The 25,162-nt window shown below is 64.4% G+C and carries 18 protein-coding genes; 9 read left to right on the forward strand and 9 right to left on the reverse strand.

All coding sequences use genetic code 11. The features are described from left to right. Positions 1-5: 5 nt before the first annotated feature. Positions 6-2,270 (forward strand): pseudouridine synthase, encoded by a 2,265-nt coding sequence (locus tag GNZ12_RS28905; RefSeq protein ID WP_172315581.1) that lies wholly within the window; start codon positions 6-8, stop codon positions 2,268-2,270. A gap of 145 nt (positions 2,271-2,415) precedes the next feature. Here the strand turns inward: GNZ12_RS28905 and def are convergent, their stop codons facing one another. The 5 genes from def to GNZ12_RS28930 form a co-directional block, all read right to left on the reverse strand. Then, positions 2,416-2,949 (reverse strand): peptide deformylase, encoded by a 534-nt coding sequence (gene def, locus GNZ12_RS28910; protein ID WP_172315582.1) that lies wholly within the window; start codon positions 2,947-2,949, stop codon positions 2,416-2,418. Next, positions 2,946-5,012, reverse strand: a complete 2,067-nt coding sequence (ligA, locus tag GNZ12_RS28915) for an NAD-dependent DNA ligase LigA (RefSeq protein ID WP_172315583.1) — start codon at positions 5,010-5,012, stop codon at positions 2,946-2,948. The genes def and ligA overlap by 4 nt, the downstream gene beginning before the upstream one ends. Positions 5,013-5,224: 212 nt before the next feature. Next, positions 5,225-6,478: a cell division protein ZipA C-terminal FtsZ-binding domain-containing protein gene (locus tag GNZ12_RS28920; RefSeq protein ID WP_172315584.1), complete on the reverse strand. Its 1,254-nt coding sequence runs from the start codon at positions 6,476-6,478 to the stop codon at positions 5,225-5,227. Positions 6,479-6,595: 117 nt separating this feature from the next. Beyond that, positions 6,596-10,114, reverse strand: coding sequence for a chromosome segregation protein SMC (gene smc, locus GNZ12_RS28925; RefSeq protein ID WP_172315585.1), 3,519 nt, complete (start codon positions 10,112-10,114; stop codon positions 6,596-6,598). A gap of 150 nt (positions 10,115-10,264) precedes the next feature. Next, positions 10,265-11,251 (reverse strand): DMT family transporter, encoded by a 987-nt coding sequence (locus tag GNZ12_RS28930; protein WP_172315586.1) that lies wholly within the window; start codon positions 11,249-11,251, stop codon positions 10,265-10,267. Positions 11,252-11,628: 377 nt separating this feature from the next. Between GNZ12_RS28930 and dapC the strand changes: the two genes are divergently transcribed. The 6 genes from dapC (at position 11,629) to cls (ending at position 18,046) form a co-directional block, all read left to right on the forward strand. Continuing rightward, positions 11,629-12,846 carry a succinyldiaminopimelate transaminase gene (gene dapC / locus GNZ12_RS28935; protein WP_172315587.1) on the forward strand — a complete coding sequence of 406 codons (1,218 nt, stop codon included), beginning with the start codon at positions 11,629-11,631 and terminating at the stop codon, positions 12,844-12,846. A gap of 83 nt (positions 12,847-12,929) precedes the next feature. Beyond that, complete coding sequence (dapD, locus tag GNZ12_RS28940; RefSeq protein WP_172315588.1) at positions 12,930-13,757, forward strand: 2,3,4,5-tetrahydropyridine-2,6-dicarboxylate N-succinyltransferase; 828 nt, start codon at positions 12,930-12,932, stop codon at positions 13,755-13,757. Continuing rightward, positions 13,757-14,122, forward strand: a complete 366-nt coding sequence (locus GNZ12_RS28945; protein WP_074283086.1) for an ArsC family reductase — start codon at positions 13,757-13,759, stop codon at positions 14,120-14,122. The genes dapD and GNZ12_RS28945 overlap by 1 nt, the downstream gene beginning before the upstream one ends. Before the next feature lie 189 nt (positions 14,123-14,311). After that, entirely contained in the window at positions 14,312-15,451 is a 1,140-nt protein-coding gene (gene dapE / locus GNZ12_RS28950; protein ID WP_172315589.1) for a succinyl-diaminopimelate desuccinylase, read from the forward strand. Between the two features lie 16 nt (positions 15,452-15,467). Next, entirely contained in the window at positions 15,468-16,352 is an 885-nt protein-coding gene (gene prmB, locus GNZ12_RS28955; protein ID WP_172315590.1) for a 50S ribosomal protein L3 N(5)-glutamine methyltransferase, read from the forward strand. A gap of 254 nt (positions 16,353-16,606) precedes the next feature. Further along, positions 16,607-18,046 (forward strand): cardiolipin synthase, encoded by a 1,440-nt coding sequence (cls, locus tag GNZ12_RS28960; protein ID WP_172315591.1) that lies wholly within the window; start codon positions 16,607-16,609, stop codon positions 18,044-18,046. A 126-nt stretch (positions 18,047-18,172) separates the two neighbouring features. Here cls and GNZ12_RS28965 read toward each other — a convergent pair whose 3' ends face one another. Further along, a complete protein-coding gene (locus GNZ12_RS28965; protein ID WP_054041016.1) occupies positions 18,173-18,652 on the reverse strand; it encodes a glutathione peroxidase in 480 nt (159 codons plus the stop codon). Between the two features lie 135 nt (positions 18,653-18,787). On the opposite strand from GNZ12_RS28965, the gene GNZ12_RS28970 reads away from it, so the two are divergent. Together GNZ12_RS28970 and GNZ12_RS28975 are read left to right on the forward strand one after the other, a co-directional pair. Then, on the forward strand, positions 18,788-20,722 hold the full coding sequence (locus GNZ12_RS28970; protein WP_172315592.1) for an ATP-binding cassette domain-containing protein: 1,935 nt from the start codon (positions 18,788-18,790) through the stop codon (positions 20,720-20,722). A 145-nt stretch (positions 20,723-20,867) separates the two neighbouring features. After that, complete coding sequence (locus GNZ12_RS28975) at positions 20,868-21,938, forward strand: CaiB/BaiF CoA transferase family protein (RefSeq protein ID WP_216673410.1); 1,071 nt, start codon at positions 20,868-20,870, stop codon at positions 21,936-21,938. Between the two features lie 63 nt (positions 21,939-22,001). On the opposite strand, the gene GNZ12_RS28980 is transcribed toward GNZ12_RS28975, so the two are convergent. From GNZ12_RS28980 to alr, 3 genes are all read right to left on the reverse strand, one after another. Continuing rightward, entirely contained in the window at positions 22,002-22,280 is a 279-nt protein-coding gene (locus tag GNZ12_RS28980) for a DUF2866 domain-containing protein (protein ID WP_172315593.1), read from the reverse strand. A gap of 143 nt (positions 22,281-22,423) precedes the next feature. After that, entirely contained in the window at positions 22,424-23,800 is a 1,377-nt protein-coding gene (gene radA, locus GNZ12_RS28985) for a DNA repair protein RadA (protein WP_074283079.1), read from the reverse strand. Between the two features lie 149 nt (positions 23,801-23,949). Further along, a complete protein-coding gene (gene alr / locus GNZ12_RS28990; RefSeq protein WP_172315594.1) occupies positions 23,950-25,020 on the reverse strand; it encodes an alanine racemase in 1,071 nt (356 codons plus the stop codon). Between the last annotated feature and the right edge of the window lie 142 nt (positions 25,021-25,162).

Genomic DNA, 25,162 nt, shown 5'->3' on the forward strand with positions numbered 1-25,162 from the left:
ATTTCATGCGAGTCAAATTAACAGCCAAGCACCCGCGGCCGGCTTCGTCCGAACGCGCCCCTGTCCGTACCGGAAGCACCTCGGCGCGTAAGCCGACGCGCCCGACCGGGCCAAGGCCGTCTACGCCGACGGCTGGGTTTAACGGGGCGCGGGGTGAAGGCGCTGCGGCGGTTGGCGGCAAGCGTCCGGCTGGTGCAGGTAAGCCGGCGGGCGCCGGTGCGCGTACGCCACGGGCTGAAGGATCGTTTTCCCGCGAGCGGGATGCAGGTGGTGCAGGCGCCGCGCGCCGCGTGCCGTCGGATCGTCCGCCGCGGCGCGAAGGGGCCGGCGGTGCACCGCGCCGCTTCGAAGGCAGCGGCGATCGTGCACCACGTCGGGACGAAGGCGCTCGTGCGCCCCGTAAGTTTGAAGGTGGCGGCGATCGTAGCGAACGCGCTCCGCGCCGTGCTGACGGTGAACGCACTCAAGGCGCACCGCGCCGGTTTGAGGGTGGCGGTGACCGCGCACCGCGTCGGGACGACGGTGAGCGTGCGCCCCGTAGGTTTGAAGGTGGTGGCGATCGTAGCGAACGTGCTCCGCGCCGTGCTGACGGCGAACGTAGCCAAGGCGCGCCGCGTCGGTTTGAAGGCGGCGGCGACCGTGGTCCGCGTCGTGACGATGGTGAACGTGCGCCCCGCAGGTTTGAAGGTGGTGGCGATCGTAGCGAACGTGCTCCGCGCCGTGCTGACGGCGAACGTAGCCAGGGCGCTCCGCGCCGATTTGAAGGCGGCGGCGACCGTGGTCCGCGTCGTGACGACGGTGAGCGCGCTCCCCGTAGGTTTGAAGGTGGTGGCGATCGTAGCGAACGTGCTCCGCGTCGCGCTGACGGCGAGCGCAGCCAAGGCGCACCCCGCCGCTTCGAAGGCAGCGCAGATCGCAGCGAACGCGCTCCCCGCAGTTTCGAAGGCAGCCGCGCCCCGCGCCGTGACGACGGCGAACGCCGCTCGTTCAGTGGTCCGCGTCCGGGCGCAGGCCGTCCGCCTGAAGGCGGACCGCGTGGCGAGCGTCCGGCGCGCGACGCCTCGGATCGACCCCGTTTCGGCAGCGACCGTGGTGCCCCGCAGGAGCGCCGTGGTGGCGAACGCGGGCCGCGCAGCGACAGCGCACCGCGCCGTTTTGAAGGCGAGCGTGGTTCGTCCGAGCGTGGCGAGCGCACTTTCGCGAAGCCCGTCAAAAGCGGCTACAGCGACCGCACGGACCGCCCGGCGCGCGCACCGCGCGTCGACCGCGGCGAACGCGCATCGGCCAAGCGGGAGTTCGGCGATCGTCCGGCGCGTGCCGGCGAACGTAGTGACCGGGGCGAACGTCCTGCTCGCAGCTTCGACAAGGCGCTACCGGCCGCTGGCCGCCGCTTTGGCGATGACGCCCGCCCCGCTCGCGCCGACAAGCCACGCGGCCCGGCGCCTGCAGCCAGAGCCGAACACGACGCCGATGCCGCCCCGCGCACACCGCGTCGCGATTACGAAGACGCGCCGGGCACCCTGCGCCTGTCCAAGCTGATGTCGGAACTCGGCCTGTGCTCACGCCGCGAAGCCGACGAGTGGATCGAAAAAGGCTGGGTGCTGGTCGACGGCGAGCGGATCGACACGCTCGGCACCAAGGTTCGTCCGGACCAGCGCATCGAGATCGACCCGGCCGCCGAAGCCGCGCAAGCGAGCCAGGTGACGGTCCTGATCCACAAGCCCGTGGGCCTTGTATCGGGTCAGGCGGAAGACGGTTATCAACCGGCGATCACGCTGGTCACGCCGGAAAATCGCTGGGAAGGCGACAGTTCTGACATCCGCTTCTCGGTCTCGCATCTGCGCCAGCTCGCGCCGGCCGGGCGCCTCGACATCGATTCGACGGGCTTGCTGGTGCTGACGCAGGACGGCCGCATCGCCAAGCAGCTGATCGGCGGTCATTCGGAAATCGACAAGGAGTATCTGGTGCGCGTGTCGTTCGGCGAGCACACCACCGACGTCGAAAGCCACTTCCCGCCGGAAAGCCTCGCGCTCTTGTGCCACGGCCTCTCGCTCGACGACGTGCCGCTGAAACCCGCACAGGTCAATTGGCAAAACGGCGAGCAGTTGCGTTTCGTGCTGCGCGAAGGCAAGAAGCGCCAGATCCGCCGGATGTGCGAGCTGGTCGGCCTCGAAGTGATCGGCCTGAAGCGCGTGCGGATGGGTCAGGTGATGCTGGGTGCACTGCCGCCGGGCCAATGGCGCTATCTGTCGGCGGACGAGTCGTTTTGATGCCGGGGGCCTGACGCTCAACAGCGAAAGGCTCACGGTGCCCGCACCCTGACACTCGCCCAACAAAAAACCCACGTGAAAATGTGGGTTTTTTTATGCTGGTGGCGCACGCGACAATGCGTGCACCGCGGGCCGGGATGCGGCGTCAGTCGTCGCTATTCGGGTTCAGATCCGGAAACAGAACTTCCGTGAAGCCGAACTTCGCGAAATCGTTGATCCGCATCGGGTACAGCTTGCCGATCAGGTGATCGCACTCATGCTGCACGACGCGCGCGTGAAAGCCCTCGGCGACACGGTCGATCGGCTTGCCGTATTGATCGAAGCCGTGATACTTGATCATCGAAAACCGGCTCACCGCGCCGCGCAAGCCAGGCACGGACAGGCAGCCTTCCCAGCCCTCTTCCATATCCAGCGATACCGGTGTGATGGTCGGGTTGATCAGCACCGTCTCGGGCACCGGTGGCGCATCCGGATAGCGTTCGCTGTGTCCGAAACCGAAGATCACCACCTGCAGATTGACGCCGATCTGCGGCGCGGCGAGCCCCGCGCCATCCGCGTCGTGCATGGTTTCGAACATGTCTTTGACGAGCTCATGCAGTTCGGGTGTGTCGAAGTGATCGACCGGATCGGCAATGAGCAAAAGACGTGGGTCGCCCATCTTGAGAATTTCGCGGATCATAACTGCCCCTCCAGGAGCTTACGCATACCATCTTCGTCGACTACCGGGATGCCGAGTTCCTCGGCTTTCGCCAGCTTGCTGCCCGCTTCGGCCCCCGCCACCACGTAATCTGTTTTCTTCGACACCGAACCGGCCACTTTCGCACCGGCCGCTTCGAGCATTTCTTTCGCCTCTTCGCGGGCAAGCGTCGGCAAGGTGCCGGTCAGTACGACCGTCTTGCCGGCCAGCACGCCTTGCGGCGCCCTCGGCGCGGGCGGGCCTTCCGGCCATGTGACCTTGCCCGGCGCGCGGAGTTGCTCGATCACTGTGCGGTTGTGCTCCTCCGCGAAAAACTGATGAATCGACTCGGCCACCACAGGACCCACGTCGTTCACCTCCAGCAATTCTTCGACCGAGGCGTCCATGATCGGATTCAGCGAGCCGAAATGTTTGGCAAGATCTTTCGCCGTCGATTCGCCCACATGCCGGATGCCGAGCGCGTAAATAAAGCGCGCGAGCGTGGTGTGCTTGGCTTTTTCGAGCGAGTCGAGCAGATTCTGCGCCGACTTTTCGGCAAAGCGGTCGAGTTCAGCCAGTGTCGCAAAGCCAACGTTGAACAGATCGGCCGGCGTGCGCACCAGATTCTGCTCGACGAGCTGATCGATGATCTTTTCGCCGAGCCCGTCGATATCCAGCGCCCGCCGCTGCGCGAAGTGCCACAGCGCCTGCTTGCGCTGTGCCGGGCAGAACAGGCCACCCGTGCAGCGCGCAATCGCCTCGTCCGGCAGCCGTTCGATGCTCGAGCCGCACACCGGGCAATGCGTAGGCATGACGAACTCACGGGCGTCGTCCGGGCGGCGGTCGAGCAGCGCGCTCACCACTTCGGGAATCACGTCGCCGGCGCGCCGCACGATCACCGTGTCGCCGATGCGGATATCTTTGCGGCGCACTTCGTCTTCATTGTGCAACGTCGCGTTCGTGACCGTCGCGCCGCCGACGAACACCGGTTCCAGCCGCGCAACCGGCGTGATCGCACCGGTGCGGCCGACCTGCACGTCGATCGCGACGAGTTTGGTCAGCGCTTCCTGCGCCGGGAATTTGTGCGCCAAAGCGAAACGCGGCGCGCGCGAGACATAGCCGAGCGCGTCCTGCTCATCGCGCCGGTTGACCTTGTAGACGACGCCGTCGATATCGTAAGGCAGCGCGTCGCGCTTCTCGCCTACCGCGTGGAAGAACCCCAGCAAGCCTGCGGCGCCCTGCACCACCGCCCGTTCGCCATTCACCGGCAAGCCGAGTTCCTTGTACCAGTCGAGCAATTCGCTATGCGTGGCCGGAATCTCGAACCCTTCGAGCACACCGATTCCATAAGCGAAGAACGACAGCGGCCGCTGCGCGGTGATCTTCGAATCGAGCTGCCGCAGACTGCCTGCTGCAGCGTTACGCGGATTAGCGAATTCCTTCTGCTCAGCAGCCCGCTGGCGCTCGTTCAGGCGTTCAAAATCGCGCTTGAACATGAGCACTTCGCCGCGCACGTCGAGCACGTGCGGCACGCGTTTGCCCTTGAGCTTGAGCGGAATGGAACGGATCGTACGGACGTTTTCGGTGACGTTCTCGCCGGTAGCGCCGTCGCCGCGCGTGGACGCCTGGACGAACGTGCCGTCGACGTAACGCAGCGAGATGGCGAGGCCGTCGAACTTCAGCTCAGCCGCGTAATCGACCGGCACCGGCGGTTCGCTCGCGTTCTTGCCGAGTGCATCGCCGACGCGTTTGTCGAACGCGACGATGTCTTCATCGGCGAAGCCGTTGTTCAACGACAGCATGGGCTGATCGTGCACAACTGGTTCGAAGCCGCTTGACGCCTCGCCGCCCACGCGCTGGGTGGGTGAATCCGGTACGACCAGGTCCGGATGCTCCGTCTCGATTCGCTCCAGCTCCTTGAAGAGCTTGTCATACTCCGCGTCCGGCAAGTCCGGCTGATCGAGTACGTAGTACGCGTAGTTGGCGCGTTCGAGTTCCGCGCGCAGCCACGCGGCCCGCTCTGCCGGAGCGCTGGTTGCAGGGTTTGAGGCGGGAGTTCGGGCCATGCTGTCGGAAGGTTCTTCAGTGAAATTCAGACATTGGATTATCGCAGGAAGCGTGCCCCTTTACATCGGCCGAATGGCCAGTTTCGTGCGTTCACCATTGCCGCGAAACGGCCACTGGAAAGCGCTGAGTGAAACGCCAGATGAAGCCCTGCCCCAAACGCCGACGGCCGCACATGGTGCGGCCGTCGAGTCCTGCATAGAAAACAGCGCCGTTACTGGCTGAACAAACGCCGGGTGGCCGGCGAACCCGCCGGAATACCCGCCTGTTCGAGCTTCGCGTAAAGCGTCATCAACTGCTTTTCGATCGCCAGCAGCGCGGTTTCCGGCAGCGGACGGCGTCCGTCGTCGACCACCCGTCCGCCAATCCGCTCGGCCAGCGATTTCGCGTAGTCGCACATCAGGCGGAACGGCAGGATGTCTTCGTCCGCGACCGGCACGTCGAGCACCAGCGTGATCATCTGGCCGCCCTTGTAGGTCAGGTCGTCGCGCAGGAAATTGGTGTCGCCGAATTGCAGCATGAACACCGGGCTCTGCTTCGCGTCGAGCTTCACGAAGCGCGTGCCGTCGCGCGAGAGCAGCAAGCCGTCCTGCGACGCGATCGCCTGGACATAGTTGGCCGACCACGGCGCCCCGTCGGACAGGACGTTGATCGACAGTTGCGCATCGCACTGCGCGGCGAATCCGTCGAGCTCGCGCGCCATCGCGACCGTTTCGAGCATATCGGGGAATTCCGGTGCCGCGTCGAGCGCATCGGCGAACTGCTGCACGCCGGTCACGAACTCCGAGAATTCCAGTTCGTTGAGCGCGCCACTCCGATTGGCCAATTGCGCGGCCGCGCGCAGCTCTTCATAGCGCGCGCCGTTTTGCAGCAATTCCCACGCGCCGCCTTCGAGCTTGCCCTCGATATGCACCGGCTTGCTGCCGGCGCGGCGCAGACGCTGCGCAAGCGGAATCACCTTGTCGCCAGCCACCGGGCCGTTCAAACGGATCGGCACGATGCAATCGATGCGACGGTCGACGATAGCCGGCGGCGCCGACGAAATCGTCGTGGCAGCGGGCAGGATCGGCTCGACCGGTTCACCGGCTGTCGACACGTGGCCGCCTTCGGCTTCAGCAATGCCCTCGGCTTCCGGATAGCCGTTCGGTGTCGTCGTCTCGGCCTGGATATCGGCCGGCGTATCGAGCGGCGCGGCTGTTGCGCCAAAAGTCGGCTCGACGCGCGCCGCCGCGGTTTCCGCCGCCGCGTCTGAACCCACTACCGGTTCGCGCCGCGTGGTCGGCCGGGCCGGTTCGATAAACGGGCTCTGCTCCTCCTGATCGTCCCGCGCAAAACTTTCGGCGGTATCGGCCGGCATCGGACGCGGCATCTTGCGGCGCACCTTCGCGCCTTGCCATGCGTTGTACACGACCACGCCCCCGACCACCACGGCACCCGCGCCGATCAAACCGAGTGTCAACTCGTCCATGCATGCTCCATCAGCAATTCTTCTGTCTGCGCGGCTATGCGCCCACCCCATGTGTCGCGCGGCCGCTGGCCGCTGCGCTGAACGCGGGCGCCCGCGATGATCAACTCAAACGTAAACTTAAACGATATTCTGGGCGAAACCCGCAGCCGTTTCCATGTCGACCGCAACGATCCGCGACACGCCCTGCTCCTGCATGGTCACGCCGATCAGTTGCTGCGCCATTTCCATCGCGATCTTGTTGTGCGAAATGAACAGGAACTGCGTCTTGTCCGACATCGCGCGCACGAGGTTCGCGAAGCGTTCCGTGTTGGCGTCGTCGAGCGGCGCGTCCACTTCGTCGAGCAGACAGAACGGCGCGGGATTCAGCTGGAACATCGCGAACACCAGTGCGGTGGCGGTCAATGCCTTCTCGCCGCCCGACAGCAGGTGAATCGTCGAATTCTTCTTGCCCGGCGGTTGCGCCATCACCTGCACGCCGGCGTCGAGAATTTCGTCGCCGGTCATGATCAGCCTGGCCTGGCCACCGCCAAAGAGACGCGGGAACAGCTCGCCGAAATGACGGTTCACTTCGTCGAAGGTGCCCTGCAGCAAGGTGCGCGTTTCGCCGTCGATCTTGCGAATCGCGTCTTCCAGCGTTTCGATCGCGTTGTTCAGGTCGGCCGATTGCGAATCGAGGAACGTCTTGCGCTCGCTCGCCGCCTTCAGTTCGTCCAACGCGGCCATGTTGACCGGCCCGAGCGCGGTGATCGCGTTGTTAATCCGCGTGACTTCGCCTTGCAGGTAGGACGGCTTCATGTCCGGCGTGAGCTTGGCCTGCAACTCGGCTTCATCGACGCCGGCTGCCGCCAGTTGCTCGATGAACTGCTCGCCGTTCAGGCGCGCGGCCTGTTCCTTCAACTGCAATTCGTTGATGCGGTCGCGCAGCGGTTGCAGCGCACGCTCGGCTGTCAGACGGGTTTCGTCGGCGGCACGCAGCTTGGCCGTCAGATCGTCCAGTTCGAGGCGTGCAGCATGCAGCGCTTCTTCCTTGACCGCACGGATATCGAGCGCGTCTTGCAAGCCGGTATGCGCGGTTTGCTCGTTAATCGTTTCCAGCTCGGCGCGGGCGTCTTCCAGCGACGCGGCGACGCGCTCGCTCTGCTCGTGTGAGACCTGGATGCTGCGCTTCAATTCGTCGATGCGGTTCGCCATGTTGCGCGCGGCGAAGCGCGCGTCGGTGGCGGCCCGGTCGAGATCGCGCGATTGGGCGCGCGCGGCGGTGAGCGCTTCGTCGAGGGCTTCGAAGGCCATTTGATGATCTTCGAAGCGCGCCTGCAATTCGGCGAGTTCCGAATCGTGACGCTCGAAATTCGCTTCCGATTCACCACGCAAGGCGCGCTGCTCTTCGATCTGCGCCGTGATTTCCGCAAGCTCTTCGCGGATTTGCGTGCTGCGCTGCGTGTAGCGCTCATGCGCTTGCGCGAGCTTGAGCACGTCCATCTGCAAGGCGTGCACGCGTTGCGTCGCGCGCTCCGACTGCTGACGTACATCGGTCAACGCTTGCGCGGCTTGAGTGTGCGCGGCTTCGGCGCGGATCGCCGCGGCCTTCGCTTCATCGGCAAGCAAGGCTTGCGCGCGCACCTGACGGCCCAGGTTTTCGATTTCCTGCTGACGGGCCAGCATGCCGGCCTGTTCGGAATCGGCGGCATACAACTGGACGCCGACACGCGTCACGACGTGGCCGGCCTTCACAACGAACGAGCCGCCTTCCGGCAATTGCGAGCGCATCGCCAACGCCTGTTGCAGATCGTCAGCGACGAAGGCGAGGCCGAGCCAATCGCTCAGCACGGCACGGATGCCCGCATCGTCGATACGAACCAGCGACAGCAGCGGACGCAAAGCCGGCGGCGTAGCGGCCGGCTGACCCGCTGCCGGCGGCGCGTAGAACGCGAGCTTGGCGGGCGGCGCATCGGTGGCGAACGCCTTGACCCAGTCGAGGTTCGACACTTCCAGGGCGGCGAGCCGCTCACGCAGCACTGCTTCGAGCGCGGCTTCCCAGCCGGCTTCGACGTGCAGCTTCTTCCACAGACGCGGCAAGCCATTCAGCTCATGCTTTTCGAGCCACGGCTGGATCTTGCCTTCGGTCTGGACGTTTTCCTGAAGTTGCTTGAGCGCGGCAAGGCGTGCGTCAAGCTGATGAATCTGTGCGCTTTCCGACTGCACACGTTCCTGGGCAACGCGCCGTTCGCCATCGAGACGCGGCAGGGTTTCCTGCGCGTCGGCGAGGCGCGCTTGCGCGTCATGCAGAATTTCTTCGTTCTCGGCGAGCTGCATGCGCAAGTCTTCGAGCTGCGCTTCGTCAGGGGCATCCAGACCGCCCGCTTCCGACTTCAGCCGCTCGTGACGCTGCTGCAACTGCTGCAATTGCTGATCGGCATTGCGCTGATGCGCCGCTTCGAGCTTGAGTGCCTGCTCAGTCTGCGCGATACCGCCACGCTCGGCGTTCAGTTCGGTCTGCGCATCGCGCCAGCCCGCTTCGAGCGCAGGCATCGCATCATGCTTGGCGGCAGCTTCGTCTTCGGCCAGCGCGGCCTTTTCTTCGGCGACGGCCAGTTGTTCTTCAGCGTCTTCGAGATCGTCTTGCGCCTTCTGCGCTTGCGACTGCCACTGCTCACGCTGCGCCGTCAACGCGGCAATCTGCGCCTGCGTGCGGTTACGCGATTCGACGATGAACTTGATCTCGGCCTCGAGGCGGCTGACCTCGGCATTCGCCTCGTACAGCGCCCCTTGCGCGCCCTGCATCGCGTCGCTGGCAGAGTAATGCGCGACGCGCAGCGTTTCGAGTTGCGCTTCGACTTCGCGCAGCTTCGCGGTTTGCGCTTCGAGGTCGATCTGCGCCTGTTCGATCGCGCGTTGCTGGCGTTCCTGCTCGCCGCCGGCTTCGTTCTTGCGCAACAGCCACAACAAACGCTGCTTCTCTTCGCCGTCGGCTTGCAAATCCTTGTACTTGGTCGCGACGATCGCCTGCGCCTCGAGCTTCTCGAGGTTCGCACTGAGTTCGCGGACGATGTCTTCGACGCGGATCAGATTCTCTCGCGTGTCGTGCAGGCGGTTCTCGGTTTCGCGGCGGCGTTCCTTGTACTTCGACACGCCCGCGGCCTCTTCGAGGAACACGCGCAGTTCTTCCGGTTTCGCCTCGATCAGGCGCGCGATCATGCCCTGCCCGATGATCGCGTACGCACGCGGCCCGAGGCCGGTGCCGAGGAAGATGTCCTGAATGTCGCGGCGGCGCGCCGGCAGGTTGTTGATGTAGTAGCTCGAGGTGCCGTCGCGCGTGAGCACGCGCTTGACGGCGATTTCGGCATACTGCCCCCACTGCCCGGCGGCACGGCCGTCGGCGTTGTCGAACACGAGTTCGACGCTGGCGCGGCTACCCGGCTTGCGCGCGGTCGAGCCATTGAAGATCACGTCCTGCATCGACTCGCCGCGCAGCTCGGAAGCGCGCGATTCGCCGAGCACCCAGCGCACGGCGTCGATGATGTTGGACTTGCCGCACCCATTCGGTCCGACCACGCCGACGAGCTGGCCCGGGACCTGGAAATGCGTGGGATCGACGAATGACTTGAAGCCAGCGAGTTTGATCGAGGTCAGACGCACGGCGATTTCGCTGTTTGAAAAGGGAAAATAAAAAGTGGCTCGTGAAGGTCGCGCCGGCCGTTCGCCGATGCAGCGAAACAGCCCGCGAACCCTCGCGATACGGGCGCCAATCGCACGCGGTGAAGCATGCGCCAGGCTAATGAGGGGCAATCATACCATCGCACGTGAGCGGTTCTTACCGTCCTTACGGCCTGTATCGTCATCGACGTCGAGCCCCGCATCCTGATTGGCCGGATCAGGCGGCAACGCGCGGGTCCGGTGCACCCAACTGGAGAGTGCCGACGCCAGCACGATGCACGCGCCGCCGGCCCATTCACGCGGGCCCGGCGTCTCGCCGGCGAAGAGCCACGCGGACAAGGCCGTGACCACGATCTCGAACAGCATGATGATCGAGGCCCGATTGGCCGGCACGCGTGCGAGCCCATACTGCACGAGCATATTGTTCGACGCCAGCAGAAAACCGAGGCCAAGCACTAGTAGCGCGGCCGTGCCGAGATGCGCGCCGGTGGGCGGTGCGGGCATCGCCTCGAACAGCGATGCACAGGCACTGAAAATCGCCGCGCCGCCAAAGATCGTCGCGGTACGCATTTCGGGCTTCATCTCCGGCAGCACACGGCTCGTCTTGAGGATCAGCACGTTGCTCATCGCAAAGCCCATGCCGCCCGCTAACCCGGCCCATTCGGCGAGGTTGCCGGGCACCGGCATGCCGAGTTGCGGCGACCACAGCATGGTCATCGCGCCGGCCAACGATAGCGCGGCGAGGCCCGCGCCCGCCCAGGTCAGCCGTTCGTGCAGGATGAAGTGCGCAAAGAGCGCGGTCCAGGCGGGGGTGAGGTAGAACAACAGCAGGACGCGCATCACTTCGCCGTGGATCGAGCCCCACACGAAGCCGAGATTGGTCACGCCGGCGGCCAGCGCCAAAGCGGGCAGCAGCCAGTGCCAGCGCACGGTCCTGAGCGCGCGATAGCGCACCAGCAGGACGAACAGGCAACCCGCGCCGCTCGTGAGCGCGCTCGCTGCCGTACCGGTCACGCCGAATGCATTCAGCATGCGCAGCGGGTACCAGATCATCCCCCACACTGAGGCGCCCAGCATGATCGCGAGCGTCGGCCAGCCGTTGCGGAGCCAGTTGGTCATGATGTAAGACTCCCGCGGCGGTTGCTGCTGCGGGCGATGTTGCTGACTTTGCCGACGGCGGCGTTCTTGCGCCCGCTTCGTTCGAATCGTGCGGATGTCTCCGTTGCTGCTACATACATTGCTGCTCCTGCTTCTTTTTTGCGCGAACCGTCCGCGGTTCGCGTCGTTCCCGCTGCGTCGCATTGCCTGCGCCGCCTGGCGGGTTGCGCCGCGTCTCACACGCCTGGCGCCGCCATGAATTTCCCGTGCGCGCCGCCACGCTATAATCATTCGCTCGCCGCCGCTGCCGCCCTTTTCGCGTGTTTCATGCGTTTTACGGTCAGCATACGTGCGAGCATTCCCCTGCGCCCCTCTTCGATCAGGCTCGATCCCGCCCAGTGAACCCGCTACTCGACTCCCTTCAGCCCTATCCGTTCGAAAAGCTGCGAGCGCTTTTCAAGGACGTCACGCCACCGGCCGGCCTCGCGCACATCAGCTTTGGCATCGGCGAACCGAAACATCCCACGCCGGCGCTGATTCGCGACGCCGTGATTGCCTCGCTCGGCGGTTTGTCGGCGTATCCGGCCACCATCGGTTCGCCGGCACTGCGCGAGTCGATTGCGAAATGGGTGACGCAGCGCTATAACCTGCCTCCGGTCGATCCGGCCACCCAGGTGCTGCCGGTGTCGGGTTCACGCGAGGCGCTTTTCGCGCTCGCGCAAACGGTCATCGACCCCAAGCGTAATGCTGACGGCCAGCCTGCGATCGTACTCTGTCCGAACCCGTTCTACCAAATCTACGAAGGCGCGGCGATTCTGGCCGGCGCACAGCCCTACTTCGTCAATAGCGACCCGGCGCGCAACTTCGCCTGCGACTATTCGGCGGTCCCGGCCGACATCTGGGCGCGCACGCAGCTGCTGTACGTGTGTTCGCCGGGCAATCCCACCGGCGCGGTGCTCACGCTCGACGACTGGCGCGAACTGTTCGCGCTGTCGGACCGCTACGGCTTCGTGATCGCCTCGGACGAGTGCTACTCGGAAATCTACTTCGACGAAGCCAATCCGCCGCTCGGCGGTCTGGAAGCGGCCCACCAGCTCGGCCGCGGCTTCGAGCGCCTCGTGATGCTCTCGAGCCTGTCCAAGCGCTCGAACGTGCCGGGCATGCGCTCGGGCTTCGTGGCGGGCGACGCGGCGCTCCTGAAAGACTTCCTGCTATACCGGACATACCACGGCGCAGCCTTGTCGACGGTGTTCCAGAGTGCCAGCATCGCGGCCTGGAATGACGAAACGCACGTGCGCGAGAACCGCGCGAAGTACGTGCAGAAGTTTTCCACCGTGACGCCGATGCTCGCCGAGGTGCTCGACGTACGCCTGCCGGACGCCGCGTTCTACCTGTGGGCGGACGTCTCGCGCACGGGCCTGTCGGACACCGAGTTCGCCCAGCGCCTCTACGCCGACTATAATGTGACGGTTCTGCCGGGCTCGTTCCTCGCGCGCACTGCGCACGGCGTGAACCCCGGCCGCAATTTTGTGCGCATGGCGCTCGTCGCGGATGTCGACGAATGCACGCAAGGCGCACAACGGATCGTCCATTTTTGCCGCGCGCTCGCGGGCTGAGTTTTTCGTAAGTTTTTCGTATTCAGCAACCCCGCGCACCGCATTCCCTTCTTCAGACTTCAACTCTTCAGAAAAGCACGCATATGTCGCAACAACTTCAGCAGATCATTGATACCGCCTGGGAAAACCGCGCCGAACTGTCGCCGAAGGCCGCGCCGGCCGAGGTGCGCGAAGCCGTCGCCCACGCCATCGAGCAACTGGACAAGGGCGCGCTGCGCGTGGCCGAAAAGAAGGACGGCGACTGGGTCGTCAATCAATGGCTGAAGAAAGCCGTGCTGCTGTCTTTCCGTCTGGAAGACAACCAGCCGATGTCGGCTGGCGGCTACTCGCAGTTCTACGACAAGGTGCCGTCGAAGTTCGCCAACTACACCGCTGAAGACTTCGCCGCCGGCGGCTTCCGCGTGGTGCCGCCCGCCATCGCGCGCCGCGGCGCGTTCATCGCGAAGAACGTCGTGCTGATGCCGTCGTACACCAACATCGGCGCCTACGTGGACGAAGGCACGATGGTCGACACGTGGGCGACCGTCGGCTCGTGCGCGCAGATCGGCAAGAACGTCCACCTGTCGGGTGGCGTGGGCATCGGCGGCGTGCTGGAGCCGCTGCAGGCGAACCCGGTCATCATCGAAGACAACTGCTTCATCGGCGCGCGTTCGGAAGTGGTGGAAGGCGTGATCGTTGAAGAAAATTCGGTGATCTCGATGGGCGTGTACCTCGGCCAAAGCACCAAGATTTATGACCGCGAAACCGGTGAAGTCACGTACGGCCGCATTCCGGCGGGCTCGGTGGTGGTGGCGGGCAACCTGCCGTCGAAGGACGGCTCGCACAGCCTGTACTGCGCCGTGATCGTCAAGAAGGTCGACGCCAAGACGCGTGCGAAGGTCGGCCTGAACGAGCTGCTGCGAGGCGACTGATGGCACGCGGCACCAAAACCGTGGTCTACGGCATTCCGAACTGCGACACCGTGAAGAAGGCCCGTGTGTGGCTGGAAGAGCATGACGTCGAGTTCGAATTCCACGACTTCAAGAAACACGGTGTGACCGAGCCGCTCGTGCAGGACTGGCTGAAGGACGTGAAGCTCGATGCGCTGCTGAACCGTCGTGGCACGACCTGGCGCGGCCTGTCCGACGACATGAAGGCGGCGGCGGACACGCAGTCGGGCGCGATCGCGTTGATGATCCACAAGCCGTCGGTAATCAAGCGGCCGGTGCTGGTGGTCAACGGAAAGGTCAAGTCGCTCGGTTTCTCCGCGGACGAATATGCGGCGCTGTTTGCCTGACGCTGTTTGCCTGATTTTGTCTGACCGCCTGACCTGACACGCAAGATCGGAAGCATGGGTCAAGCGCGAAGATTGAACGCAACAAGAAGCAAAACGTGGCCTCGCCACGTTGCTTAAAAGCTGTTGCCGGCTGCGGTGTCCAACCGCCAGCCGGCATTTTTTCATTTCAAAGTGGCTTGTACTGAATCCATGTCCGGCACCCTCGCCCTTACCGAACAACTGATCTCGCGCGCCTCCGTGACGCCCGACGACCAGCATTGCCAGCGCCTCCTGATCGAACGCCTGTCCGCGCTCGGCTTCGAGCACGAGACGATCGAATCGAACGGCGTGACCAACCTGTGGGCCGTCAAACGTGGCGTCGACGGCACGCGCGGCAAGCTGCTAGCGTTCGCCGGCCACACGGACGTCGTGCCGACCGGCCCGCTCGAACAATGGCACTCGGCGCCGTTCGAGCCGACCCATCGTGACGGCAAGCTGTATGGCCGCGGCGCGGCGGACATGAAGGCGTCGATCGCCGGCTTCGTGGTGGCAAGCGAGGAGTTCGTCGCAGCGCACCCGGCGCATCGTGGCTCGATCGCATTCCTGATTACGAGCGACGAAGAAGGCCCCGCCACCGACGGCACCGTCAAGGTCGTCGAAGCGCTGCAGGCGCGCGGCGAGCGCATGGACTACTGCATCGTCGGCGAACCGACGTCGAGCGTGCAATTCGGCGACATGGTGAAGAATGGCCGGCGCGGTTCAATGTCGGGCAAGCTGATCGTCAAGGGCGTGCAAGGCCATATCGCCTATCCGCATCTGGCGAAAAATCCGGTGCATCTGCTCGCGCCCGCGTTGGCCGAACTGGTCGCCGAACGCTGGGACGACGGCAACGAATACTTCCCGCCCACCACCTGGCAGGTTTCGAACATCCATAGCGGCACCGGCGCGACCAACGTGATTCCCGGCCATGCGGACGTGATGTTCAATTTCCGCTTCTCGACGGCGAGCACGGTGGAAGGCTTGCAGGCTCGCGTCCATGCGATCCTCGACAAACACAATCTCGAATACGACCTGCAATGGACCGTGAGCGGCCTGCCGTTCCTCACGCCGCGTGGCGATCTGTCGAACGCGCTGGCTCAAGCGATCAACGACGAAACCGGCGTCACGACTGAACTGTCGACCACCGGTGGCACCTCGGATGGCCGCTTCATCGCCCGCATCTGCGAGCAGGTGATCGAATTCGGCCCGCTGAACGCCAGCATCCACAAGATCGACGAACATATCGAAGTCGCACACATCGAGCCGCTGAAGAACGTGTATCGCCGCGTGCTCGAACAACTGATCGCCTGACCAAGGAATTTCTGCGATGACGCTCCCGTTTTCCACCGTCCGCGACCTGCTGCGTTTCGCGGTGTCGCGCTTCAACCAGGCCGAGTTGTCGTTCGGCCACGGCTCGGCCAACGCCTACGACGAAGCCGCCTATCTGATCCTGCACACGCTGCATCTGCCGCTCGATCTGCTGGAGCCGTTTCTCGACGCGCGTCTCTCCGCGGCTGAAATCGACGCCGTGCTGAACGTGATCGAGCGCCGCGCCGGCCAGCGCGTGCCGGCGGCATACATTACGCAGGAAGCGTGGATGCATGGCTTCCGTTTCTACGTGGATGAACGCGTGATCGTGCCGCGCTCGTTCATCGGCGAATTGCTGCAGGACGGCCTGCAGCCGTATGTCGAAGATCCCGAACAGGTCAGCGCCGTGCTCGAACTGTGCACCGGCTCCGGCTGCCTCGCGATCCTCGCGGCGCACGCATTCCCGAACGCGGATATCGACGCAGTCGATCTCTCCGCACCCGCTCTGGAAGTCGCCACGCGCAACGTCGCGGACTACCGGCTCGACGACCGCGTCGCCCTCTTCGAAGGCGATCTGTACGCGCCGCTCGCTGAGCGCCGTTACGACGTGATCATCAGCAATCCGCCGTATGTGAACGCTACCTCGATGCAGGAACTGCCCGCCGAGTACAAGCACGAGCCCGACATGGCTTTGGCCGGTGGCGCGGACGGCATGGATATCGTGCGCCGGATCATCGCCGAAGCGCGCAACTGGCTGACCGAAGATGGCGTGCTGGTGGTCGAGATCGGCAACGAGCGCGCGAACGTCGAAGCGGCATTCGGCGGCCTCGATCTGGTCTGGCTGTCGACGAGTGCCGGCGACGACAATGTGTTCCTGATTCAGGCCGCGGATCTGCCGGTCTGACGTTTGCCGCTGGGTCGCCGGATCGCTTTATCGCGCGACGCGTGCGGCAGACATTCACTGCCTGCCGTGCGTGTTGCAGCGCATAGCCGCACACGCCAGCACCGCCCGCCTCCCCCCCGCATCCGCGGAATCCCCGAAGAAGCTGGACCGTCACGCCACCCCAACGCACTCACGTTCGGTAAGATGGGCGCGGTCAGCTGCACGCTGCGCCGTCAGGCAGCGGCGGCGGCACCCTGCCAACCCTTCGCCCGCCTATGGAATTCGACCTGCTTCACATCGGCCCGCTGGTCGCCCTCGCCCATATTCTCGGTGTGGTGGCGGCGTGCCACGCGATTCTGAACACCCGCACGTCGCAAGGCGCGATCGCATGGGCCGTGTCGCTGGTCGCCATGCCGTATCTGACGCTGGTGCCGTATCTGTTCCTCGGCCGAAGCAAATTCCAGGGTTACGCGGACGCTCGCCGCATCGAAAACGAATTGCTGCGCACGCGCGCCCATCCTCAGGCATGGGACACCCTGGCCTCCTCCGCGGGGCTGCCTACCCAGGAACTTGGCGCCAGACTCGTGCATTCGCTGACGCGCCTGGGTGGCATGCCGTTCCTGCCGGGCAATTCCGTGCGCACGCTGGTGAACGGCGCCGCGACTTTCGAGGCGATCTTCGAAGCGATCGAAAGCGCACGCAACTACGTGATCGTGCAGTTCTTCATCGTGCGCGACGACGCGCTCGGCGACATGCTCAAAGACGCGCTGATCGCGAAAGCGCAGCAAGGCGTGCGCGTCTACTTCCTGTACGACAGCATCGGCAGTTTCGATCTGCCTCACCGCTATGTGGCAGCGCTGCGCGCGGGCGGCGTGGAGATGCACCCGTTCGCCACCAATCGCCGCTTCGTCAACCGCTTGCAGTTGAACTTCCGCAATCACCGCAAGATCGTCTCGGTGGACGGCGAGCGCGCGTTTGTCGGCGGACACAACGTCGGCGTCGAATATCTCGGCGGCAAGCCGCCCCTGTCGCCGTGGCGCGATACGCATATCGAAGTGCGCGGCCCGGCGGTCGCCAGCATCCAGTTCGTGTTCACCGAAGACTGGCACTGGGCGACCCAGCAGCTGCCCGAGTTCACCATGCCGGCCTTCCAGCCAGACGACCAGGGCATGCACTGCCTCGTCGTGCCGAGCGGTCCGGCCGACAAGCAGGAGACCTGCTCGCTCTTCTTCGTCGAAGCGATCAATGCGGCACGCGAGCGGATCTGGATCACCACGCCTTATCTCATACCCGACGAAGCCGTGTTTTCCGCGCTGCGGCTGGCCGTGCTACGCGGCGTGGATGTGCGCATTCTGATTCCTTGCCGGCGCGATCACCGCGTGGTGTTCGCCGCCTCGAAACTGTATGCGTACGACTCGCTGCGAGCGGGTATCCGGATCTTCCGCTACCAGCCGGGCTTCCTGCATCAGAAGGTCGTGCTGATCGACAGCGCGGCGGCGGCCATCGGCAGCGCCAATCTCGACAACCGCTCGTTCCGGCTGAACTTCGAGATCATGGTGTTGACCGTGGACCGCGGCTTCGCCAAAGATGTCGAAGCGATGCTGCTCAAGGATTTCGCGGAGTCGCTCGAAATCGACCGCAACGAATACCGCAAGGCGAGCGCGCTGCGGCGCGTGCTGATGCACGTGGCGCGGTTGTTCTCGCCGATCCTGTAGCCCCCCGGCTGCTTCGCCACCGAGACCGGCACTGGCATCAACGTCAGCCCGGGTTCCAGCGCTGGCTCGTGTCCGGTCTCCAACTCCAGCACCCGGCTCGAGCCGAACCACCGGCTCCGCCGCGCGTTACAACTGCTTTTCGATGTCTTCGACAATCGCCTCAGGCTTGGTGAGCGGCGCATAGCGCTTCACCACATTGCCGTCGCGGCCGATCAGGAACTTGGTGAAGTTCCACTTGATCGCTTCGAGCCCCAGCAAACCGGGCGCCTCGCCCGTCAGATAGCGGAACAGCGGATGCGCATTGGCGCCGTTCACATCGATCTTGTCGAACATCGGAAAGGTCACGCCGTAATTCTTTTCGCAGAAACTGCCGATCTGCGTAGCGTCACCCGGTTCCTGCTTGCCAAACTGGTTGCACGGAAAACCGAGCACCGCGAGTCCGCGCGCCGCGTAAGTGTCATAAACCTTTTGCAAACCCGCGTACTGTGGCGTGAACCCGCATTCGCTTGCCGTATTGACGATCAGCAAGACCTTGCCTTGATAGCGCTCGAGGCTCACTTCCTCGCCGCCGAGCGTGCGTGCAGAAAACGAATAAATCGATGTCATATGCTCTCCCCGTGAAAGCCGTCAGTCTATGCCAAAAGCCGCGCCGGTACAGTCGGCCGAATGGCCGATCCTGGCTGAGAGCCCGGTGTCAGCCCCAGCAGTCTAAAATAGCGTTTTTCTTCAGCCGGCCTCTTCGTGATCCGCTTTAACCAGTTCAGCCTCGCGCGCGGCACCAAGCCGCTCTTTGAAAACACCACGTTCACCCTCAACCCCGGCGAGAAGGCCGGTCTCGTGGGGGCGAACGGCGCGGGCAAGTCGACGCTGTTTGCCGTGCTGCTCGGCGAACTGCATGCGGACGGCGGCGATTTTTCGATCCCGCCGACCTGGCAGATCGCCCACGTCGCGCAGGAAACGCCCGCCGCGGACAAGACCGCCGTCGCCTACACGCTCGACGGCGACGCCGCCTTGCGCACCATTGAAGCACGCATCGCCGAAGCCTCGGCCGCGCATGACGGTGCCGCCGAAGGCGAAGCGCACGCTGCGTTCGCCGACGCCGACGGCTACACCGCGCCCGCCCGCGCCGAGGCTTTGCTGCTCGGCCTCGGCTTCACGCTCGACCAAACGCGCGAGCCGGTCAGCAGCTTTTCCGGCGGCTGGCGCATGCGGCTGAATCTGGCGCAGGCGCTGATGTGCCGCTCCGACCTGCTGCTGCTCGACGAACCGACCAATCACCTGGATCTCGACGCAATCGTCTGGCTGGAAGACTGGCTGCACCGTTACCCGGGCACGCTGATCGTGATCTCGCACGACCGCGAATTTCTCGATTCGGTCTGCAACGTCACGCTGCATCTGGAGCATCAGCAGATCAAGCGTTACGGCGGCAACTATTCGCAGTTCGAAATACTGCGCGCGCAACAGATCGCTTTGCAGCAGAGCGCATATGAGAAGCAACAGCGCACGGTCGAGCACCTGCAGAGCTACATCAACCGTTTCAAGGCACAGGCCACCAAGGCGCGTCAGGCGCAGAGCCGCGTGAAAGCGCTCGAAAAGATGGAAATGATCGCGCCGGCGCATGCGTCCTCGCCGTTCACGTTCGAATTCCGCACGCCCGATTCCGCGCCGAATCCGATGATGGTGATGGAAGACGTGCGCTGCGGCTATCACGGTGAAGATGGCGAAATTCCAATCGTCGACCATGTAATGCTGTCGATCCAGAACGGTCAGCGCATCGGCCTGCTCGGCGCGAACGGCCAGGGCAAGTCGACGCTGATCAAGACGCTCGCCGGCACGCTCGAAGCCCTCGGCGGCCATGTGCGCGAAGGCAAGGGGCTGCGTATCGGCTACTTCGCGCAGCATCAGCTCGAAACGCTGCGCCCGGACGACACGCCGCTGCAACATCTGGCGCGTCTTGCACCGGATACGCGTGAACAGGAATTGCGCGACTTCCTCGGCAGCTTCAATTTTTCCGGCGAGATGGCGACCGCGAAAATCGCGCCCTTCTCGGGCGGCGAAAAAGCCCGTTTGGCACTCGCACTGATCATCTGGCAAAAGCCGAATCTGCTGCTGCTCGACGAGCCGACCAACCACCTGGACCTCGAAACGCGCCACGCGCTGACCATGGCGCTCGCGCAATTCGAAGGCACGCTGATTCTGGTGTCGCACGACCGGCATCTGCTGCGCGCCACCACCGACGTGTTCATGCTGGTCGCCAAGCACCGTCTGCAGGAATTCGACGGCGATCTCGACGACTACCGTGACTGGCTGCTGCAACATGCCGCGGACCAACGCGCGGCGCTCAAGGCGGGCACGGGATCGAACGGCTCGGATAACACGGACAATGGCGTCAATCGCAAGGAGCAACGCCGCCTCGAAGCGGAAACGCGCCAGAAGCTCGCGCATCTGAAAAAGCCGCTGCAAAGCCGCATCACGAAGATCGAAAAGGAAATGGACGCGCTCAACGCGGAAAAGGCGACGCTCGATGCGTTCGTCGTCGATCCGGCCAGTTATGAGCCCGAGCAGAAGAGCAAACTGACGGAGGCGATCCGCCGTCAGGCAGATGTGAACGCGCGCCTCGAAACGCTCGAAGCCGAATGGCTCGAGACTCACGAGGAACTCGAACAAATCGGCTAGCGGCAGGCTGTTCCTCGTCCGCGCCGGCATCGATCGGAGGTAGCCCTTGTCACCCTTGAGCTCGTCTGCGTCTTCATCTGAGTCTGTATCCGTGTCTTCAACCGCGCCGTCGGTTGCGTCGTCATCGGTGGCAGCACCGGCTCCGCTGCAAGGCCTGCGCGTGCTGGACCTGACGCGCCTGCTGCCCGGTCCGGTGGCCGCCTTGCGGCTTGCAGAGCTCGGCGCCGACGTGCTGAAGATCGAAGCGCCCGGAGCGGGCGACCCCACCCGCACGATGATGCAGTCGTCCGGTGACCGCGTGGCAGGCCGCCCCGGCGCGTTTTACCGTCTGGTGAATCGCGGCAAGCGCGAAACGCGCCTCGACCTCAAATCGGCAGCGGGATGCAATGTATTGCGCGCGCTCGCGGCCGAAGCGGACGTGCTGATCGAGAGTTTCCGGCCCGGCGTGATGGAGCGCCTCGGCATCGGCTACGAAACCCTGCGCGCGGTCAATCCGAGGCTGGTCTACTGCGCGATCAGCGGTTACGGCGCGAGCGGTCCGTTTGTCGACCATGCCGGTCATGATCTGAACTACATCGGCTACGCGGGCGTGCTCGATCAACTGGCGAGCCGCGACGGCGTGCCGATTCTGCCGAATTTCCAGATTGCCGACCTGCTCGGCGGTGCGTTGAGCGCGGTGACGCAGATTCTCGCCGCGTTATGGCATGTGTCGCGCGGCGGCGAGGGCCGCTTCGTCGACGTATCGATGACGCACTCCACATATGCACACAACGTCGTCGCGCAAGTGGCGCTCGCCAATGAGAGCGCCGCGCCGGCGGCCGGCGCCAGTCTGCTGAACGGCGGCGTGCCCTGCTACAACCTGTATCGGACGCTCGACAATCGCTGGCTCGCGGTCGGCGCGCTCGAACTGAAGTTCTGGGAAACGCTGTGCATGGCACTGGACCGGCCCGAATGGGCGACGCGGCACTGGAGCCTCGGCCAGGCGATCGGCGGCCCGGACGCCGCCGCATTGACGCAGGAGTTGGCCGACCTGATCGGCAAGCGCCCGCTGGAAGAATGGGTCCTGCTGCTGGAATCGCTGGACTGCTGCGTCTCGCCGGTTCTGACCCCGGCGGAAGCCGCGCAACACCCGCTGTTCAATCTGCAAGTGCACGCGGAGACAAACAACGCCGAAGACAGAAACGATGCCGGGGATGACGAGCGTCGAATCGGCTAAACCGCCAACGGGCAGCCAGGTTAAGCCGGCATCGAAGCAAGCCCCCCCAGTCGCCCCAAAACCTCAGCGCCGCACCACCGTCTGCCGCGGCAACACCTGGCGCGGGGTTTGTTCGTCGTCGTACAGGAAATGTTTGCGGCCTTCCACGTGACGGTTGATCGTCGCGCGCACCTCGGCGGCTGTAACATCTTCGGCCACCACCCGGCGCGAAATTTGCCCGGTCGTGTCGATCCACTCGACAATCCTGCACGCGCCGCCCCAAGGCTGGCGAATAGGCTCGGAGACGCGGCAGCCGCGCACCTGCATCGGCCGCTCGGCTACGGTTTCATATGACTGTTTCAAGGCGCGATCCTTTTTCGAGCATCAGAAGGGATGCAATACCCTGCCAGCTTAGGAAAAAGGAATGTCGGGTAGGTTACAGCCAATATGGAGATATTTACTGGCTGTTACGGACCGAAGGGCGCCCGCAGACGCCGGAAGCCCGTCTATTCAAGCATGCGGACCCGATCGATGGCCTGTTCGATCCGTTCGACCGCAACAACTTGTAAGCCTTCAATCGGCTGTTTGGGTGCATTGGCCTTCGGAATGACCGCGACAGAAAAGCCCAGCTTGGCCGCTTCCTTAAGACGGTCCTGACCACGCGGCGACGGCCGGATTTCACCGGCGAGGCCCACTTCGCCGAATACGACAAGCCCCTTGGGCAGCGGCTTGTTGCGCATCGAAGAGTGGATCGCGAGCAGCACGGCCAGGTCGGCCGCGGGCTCGGTGATCTTCACGCCGCCCACCGCGTTCAGGAACACGTCCTGGTCGAAACAGGCGATGCCGGCGTGCCGATGCAGCACCGCCAGCAGCATCGCGAGGCGGTTCTGCTCCAACCCCACGGCAAGGCGCCGTGGATTCGGCGCGTTAGCCGAATCCACCAGCGCCTGCACTTCGACCAGCAGCGGCCGCGTGCCCTCCTGCGTGACCAGCACGCACGACCCCGGAACGGATTGCTCATGCTGCGACAGAAACAGCGCCGACGGATTGGCAACGCCGCGCAAACCGCGTTCGGTCATCGCGAACACGCCAAGTTCGTTGACCGCGCCGAAGCGGTTCTTGATCGCGCGCACCAAACGATAGGACGAGTGGGTGTCGCCCTCGAAGTACAGCACGGTGTCGACGATGTGCTCCAGCACGCGCGGCCCCGCCAGCGCCCCTTCCTTGGTGACGTGGCCGACCATGATGATCGTGGTGCCCGACTGTTTGGCGATGCGCGTCAATTGCGCCGCGCACTCGCGCACCTGCGCGACCGAACCAGGCGCTGAGGTCAGCGCGTCGGAATAAACGGTTTGAATCGAGTCGATCACCGCGACATCCGGCCGCTCTTCGGCGATGGTCGCCTGAATTTTCTCGAGCTGAATTTCCGCGAGCAGTTGCAACTCGCTGGCCTTCGAGCCGGGCTCCAGCAATGAAAGTCGTTGTGCGCGCAACGCAATCTGCGCGGCCGATTCTTCGCCGCTGATATAAAGCGCGCGTTTGTCCGCGGCGATTTCGGCAAGCGACTGCAGCAGCAGCGTCGATTTACCGATGCCCGGATCTCCGCCGATCAGCACCACGCCGCCCGGCACCAGGCCGCCGCCCAGCACACGGTCAAACTCGCTGACGCCGGTCGAAAAGCGCGGCACGTCGGACGCGTCGATATCGGCGAGACGCCGCACCGGCGCGCTCTTCGCGAGCGACTGGAAACGATGCGTGGACGGCGCCTCCGCCACCGATTCGACCAGCGTGTTCCACGCATTGCATGATGGGCACTGCCCGGCCCACTTCGGCGATTGGCCGCCGCATTCACTGCAGATGTACAACGTCTTCTGTTTAGCCACGCGCCCTTGCCTGTGTTGCTGTTCTTTGGATTGATGCGCTCGCGGGGCGCCTCATTGAGGCACCCACTGCAACCGTCATTGGGATCGTCTCTGCGACCGCCAGTGAGGCCGCCGTCGGCGGCCCTCACCTGGCCTGTCAGTGCCGCGCCTTACTCGGCACGCACCGGCACGCGCGGCGCCACCGCGCACATCAGCTCATAGCCAATCGTGCCGCACGCCTGCGCGACGTCGTCGATCGGCAGCGACGTGCCCCACAACTCGACACGCGAGCCGACGTTGGCCGTCGGGACCGGCGTCAGGTCGACGGTCAGCATGTCCATCGACACCCGTCCGACGATCCGCGTACGCACACCGTCGACGATCACCGGCGTACCTTCCGGCGCGACCCGCGGATAACCGTCCGCATAACCGCAGGCCACCACGCCGATGCGCATCGGCGCGCGCGCCTTGAACGCCGACCCATAGCCGACCGTATGGCCTTCGGCGAGCGTCTGCACGGCGATCAGTTCGGAAGCGAGCGTCATGGCCGGTTGCAGGCCGGTGCCTGCGATCGCGGCCGTCACGCCCGAGGGCGACGCACCGTACAGCATGATGCCCGGGCGGACCCAGTCGAAGTGTGCTTCGGGATGCCACAGCGTCGCTGCGGAATTCGAGAGGCTGCGCGCGCCGGCAATGCCTTGCGCGCCGCGCTCGAACGCTTCCATCTGATAGGCGATGCCGCGTTCACCGTCGGCATCCGAGAAATGGGTCATCAACGTGATCTGGCCGACGCCCTGGCAGGCCCGCGCACGCTCCCATGCGGAGCGGAATTTTTCCACCGTATAACCAAGGCGGTTCATGCCGGTGTTCATCTTCAACTGGATATTGACCGGCTTGGACAGGCGCGCCATTTCAAGCATGCGCAGCTGTTCGTCCGAATGCAGCGCCGTGGTCAGGCTGTAGCGGTCGATCACGTCGATATCGGTCGGACGAAAGAAACCTTCGAGCAACAAAATCGGGCCGGCCCAGCCCAATTCGCGCAATTTCGCGGCTTCTTCGAGATCCAGTAGACCAAAGCCGTCCGTTGCACGCAAGCCGGGAAAAGCGCGCGCGAGGCCGTGTCCGTAGGCGTTTGCCTTGACGACAGCCCAGATCTTGGATTTTGGCGCGTGGCGCCGGGCGACGGCGAGATTATTGGCGAGTGCGGCGGTATGAATCGTGGCTGAAAGGGGGCGCGGCATGGGATATTTTCGTAAAGACGCTTGCGAATCAGCAGCTTACAGGGCGTTTTCAGCGCTCGGCAGCCCGCTGGGCGGTGCGATCAAGGATTTTGCTAGTCCGAATGCAGCTATTTTCATGATATAAAGCCGTGCGCACAACCCA

The sequence above is a fragment of the Paraburkholderia solitsugae genome (assembly GCF_013177695.1).
GTDB lineage: Bacteria > Pseudomonadota > Gammaproteobacteria > Burkholderiales > Burkholderiaceae > Paraburkholderia > Paraburkholderia solitsugae.

What these genes read in the sequence shown, in the direction of transcription:
- GNZ12_RS28905 (WP_172315581.1), top strand. Translation starts at nt 6, where the DNA reads ATGCGAGTCAAATTAACAGCCAAGCACCCGCGGCCGGCTTCGTCCGAA.
- def (WP_172315582.1), bottom strand. Translation starts at nt 2,949, where the DNA reads ATGATCCGCGAAATTCTCAAGATGGGCGACCCACGTCTTTTGCTCATT.
- ligA (WP_172315583.1), bottom strand. Translation starts at nt 5,012, where the DNA reads ATGGCCCGAACTCCCGCCTCAAACCCTGCAACCAGCGCTCCGGCAGAG.
- GNZ12_RS28920 (WP_172315584.1), bottom strand. Translation starts at nt 6,478, where the DNA reads ATGGACGAGTTGACACTCGGTTTGATCGGCGCGGGTGCCGTGGTGGTC.
- GNZ12_RS28930 (WP_172315586.1), bottom strand. Translation starts at nt 11,251, where the DNA reads ATGACCAACTGGCTCCGCAACGGCTGGCCGACGCTCGCGATCATGCTG.
- dapD (WP_172315588.1), top strand. Translation starts at nt 12,930, where the DNA reads ATGTCGCAACAACTTCAGCAGATCATTGATACCGCCTGGGAAAACCGC.
- GNZ12_RS28945 (WP_074283086.1), top strand. Translation starts at nt 13,757, where the DNA reads ATGGCACGCGGCACCAAAACCGTGGTCTACGGCATTCCGAACTGCGAC.
- dapE (WP_172315589.1), top strand. Translation starts at nt 14,312, where the DNA reads ATGTCCGGCACCCTCGCCCTTACCGAACAACTGATCTCGCGCGCCTCC.
- prmB (WP_172315590.1), top strand. Translation starts at nt 15,468, where the DNA reads ATGACGCTCCCGTTTTCCACCGTCCGCGACCTGCTGCGTTTCGCGGTG.
- cls (WP_172315591.1), top strand. Translation starts at nt 16,607, where the DNA reads ATGGAATTCGACCTGCTTCACATCGGCCCGCTGGTCGCCCTCGCCCAT.
- GNZ12_RS28965 (WP_054041016.1), bottom strand. Translation starts at nt 18,652, where the DNA reads ATGACATCGATTTATTCGTTTTCTGCACGCACGCTCGGCGGCGAGGAA.
- alr (WP_172315594.1), bottom strand. Translation starts at nt 25,020, where the DNA reads ATGCCGCGCCCCCTTTCAGCCACGATTCATACCGCCGCACTCGCCAAT.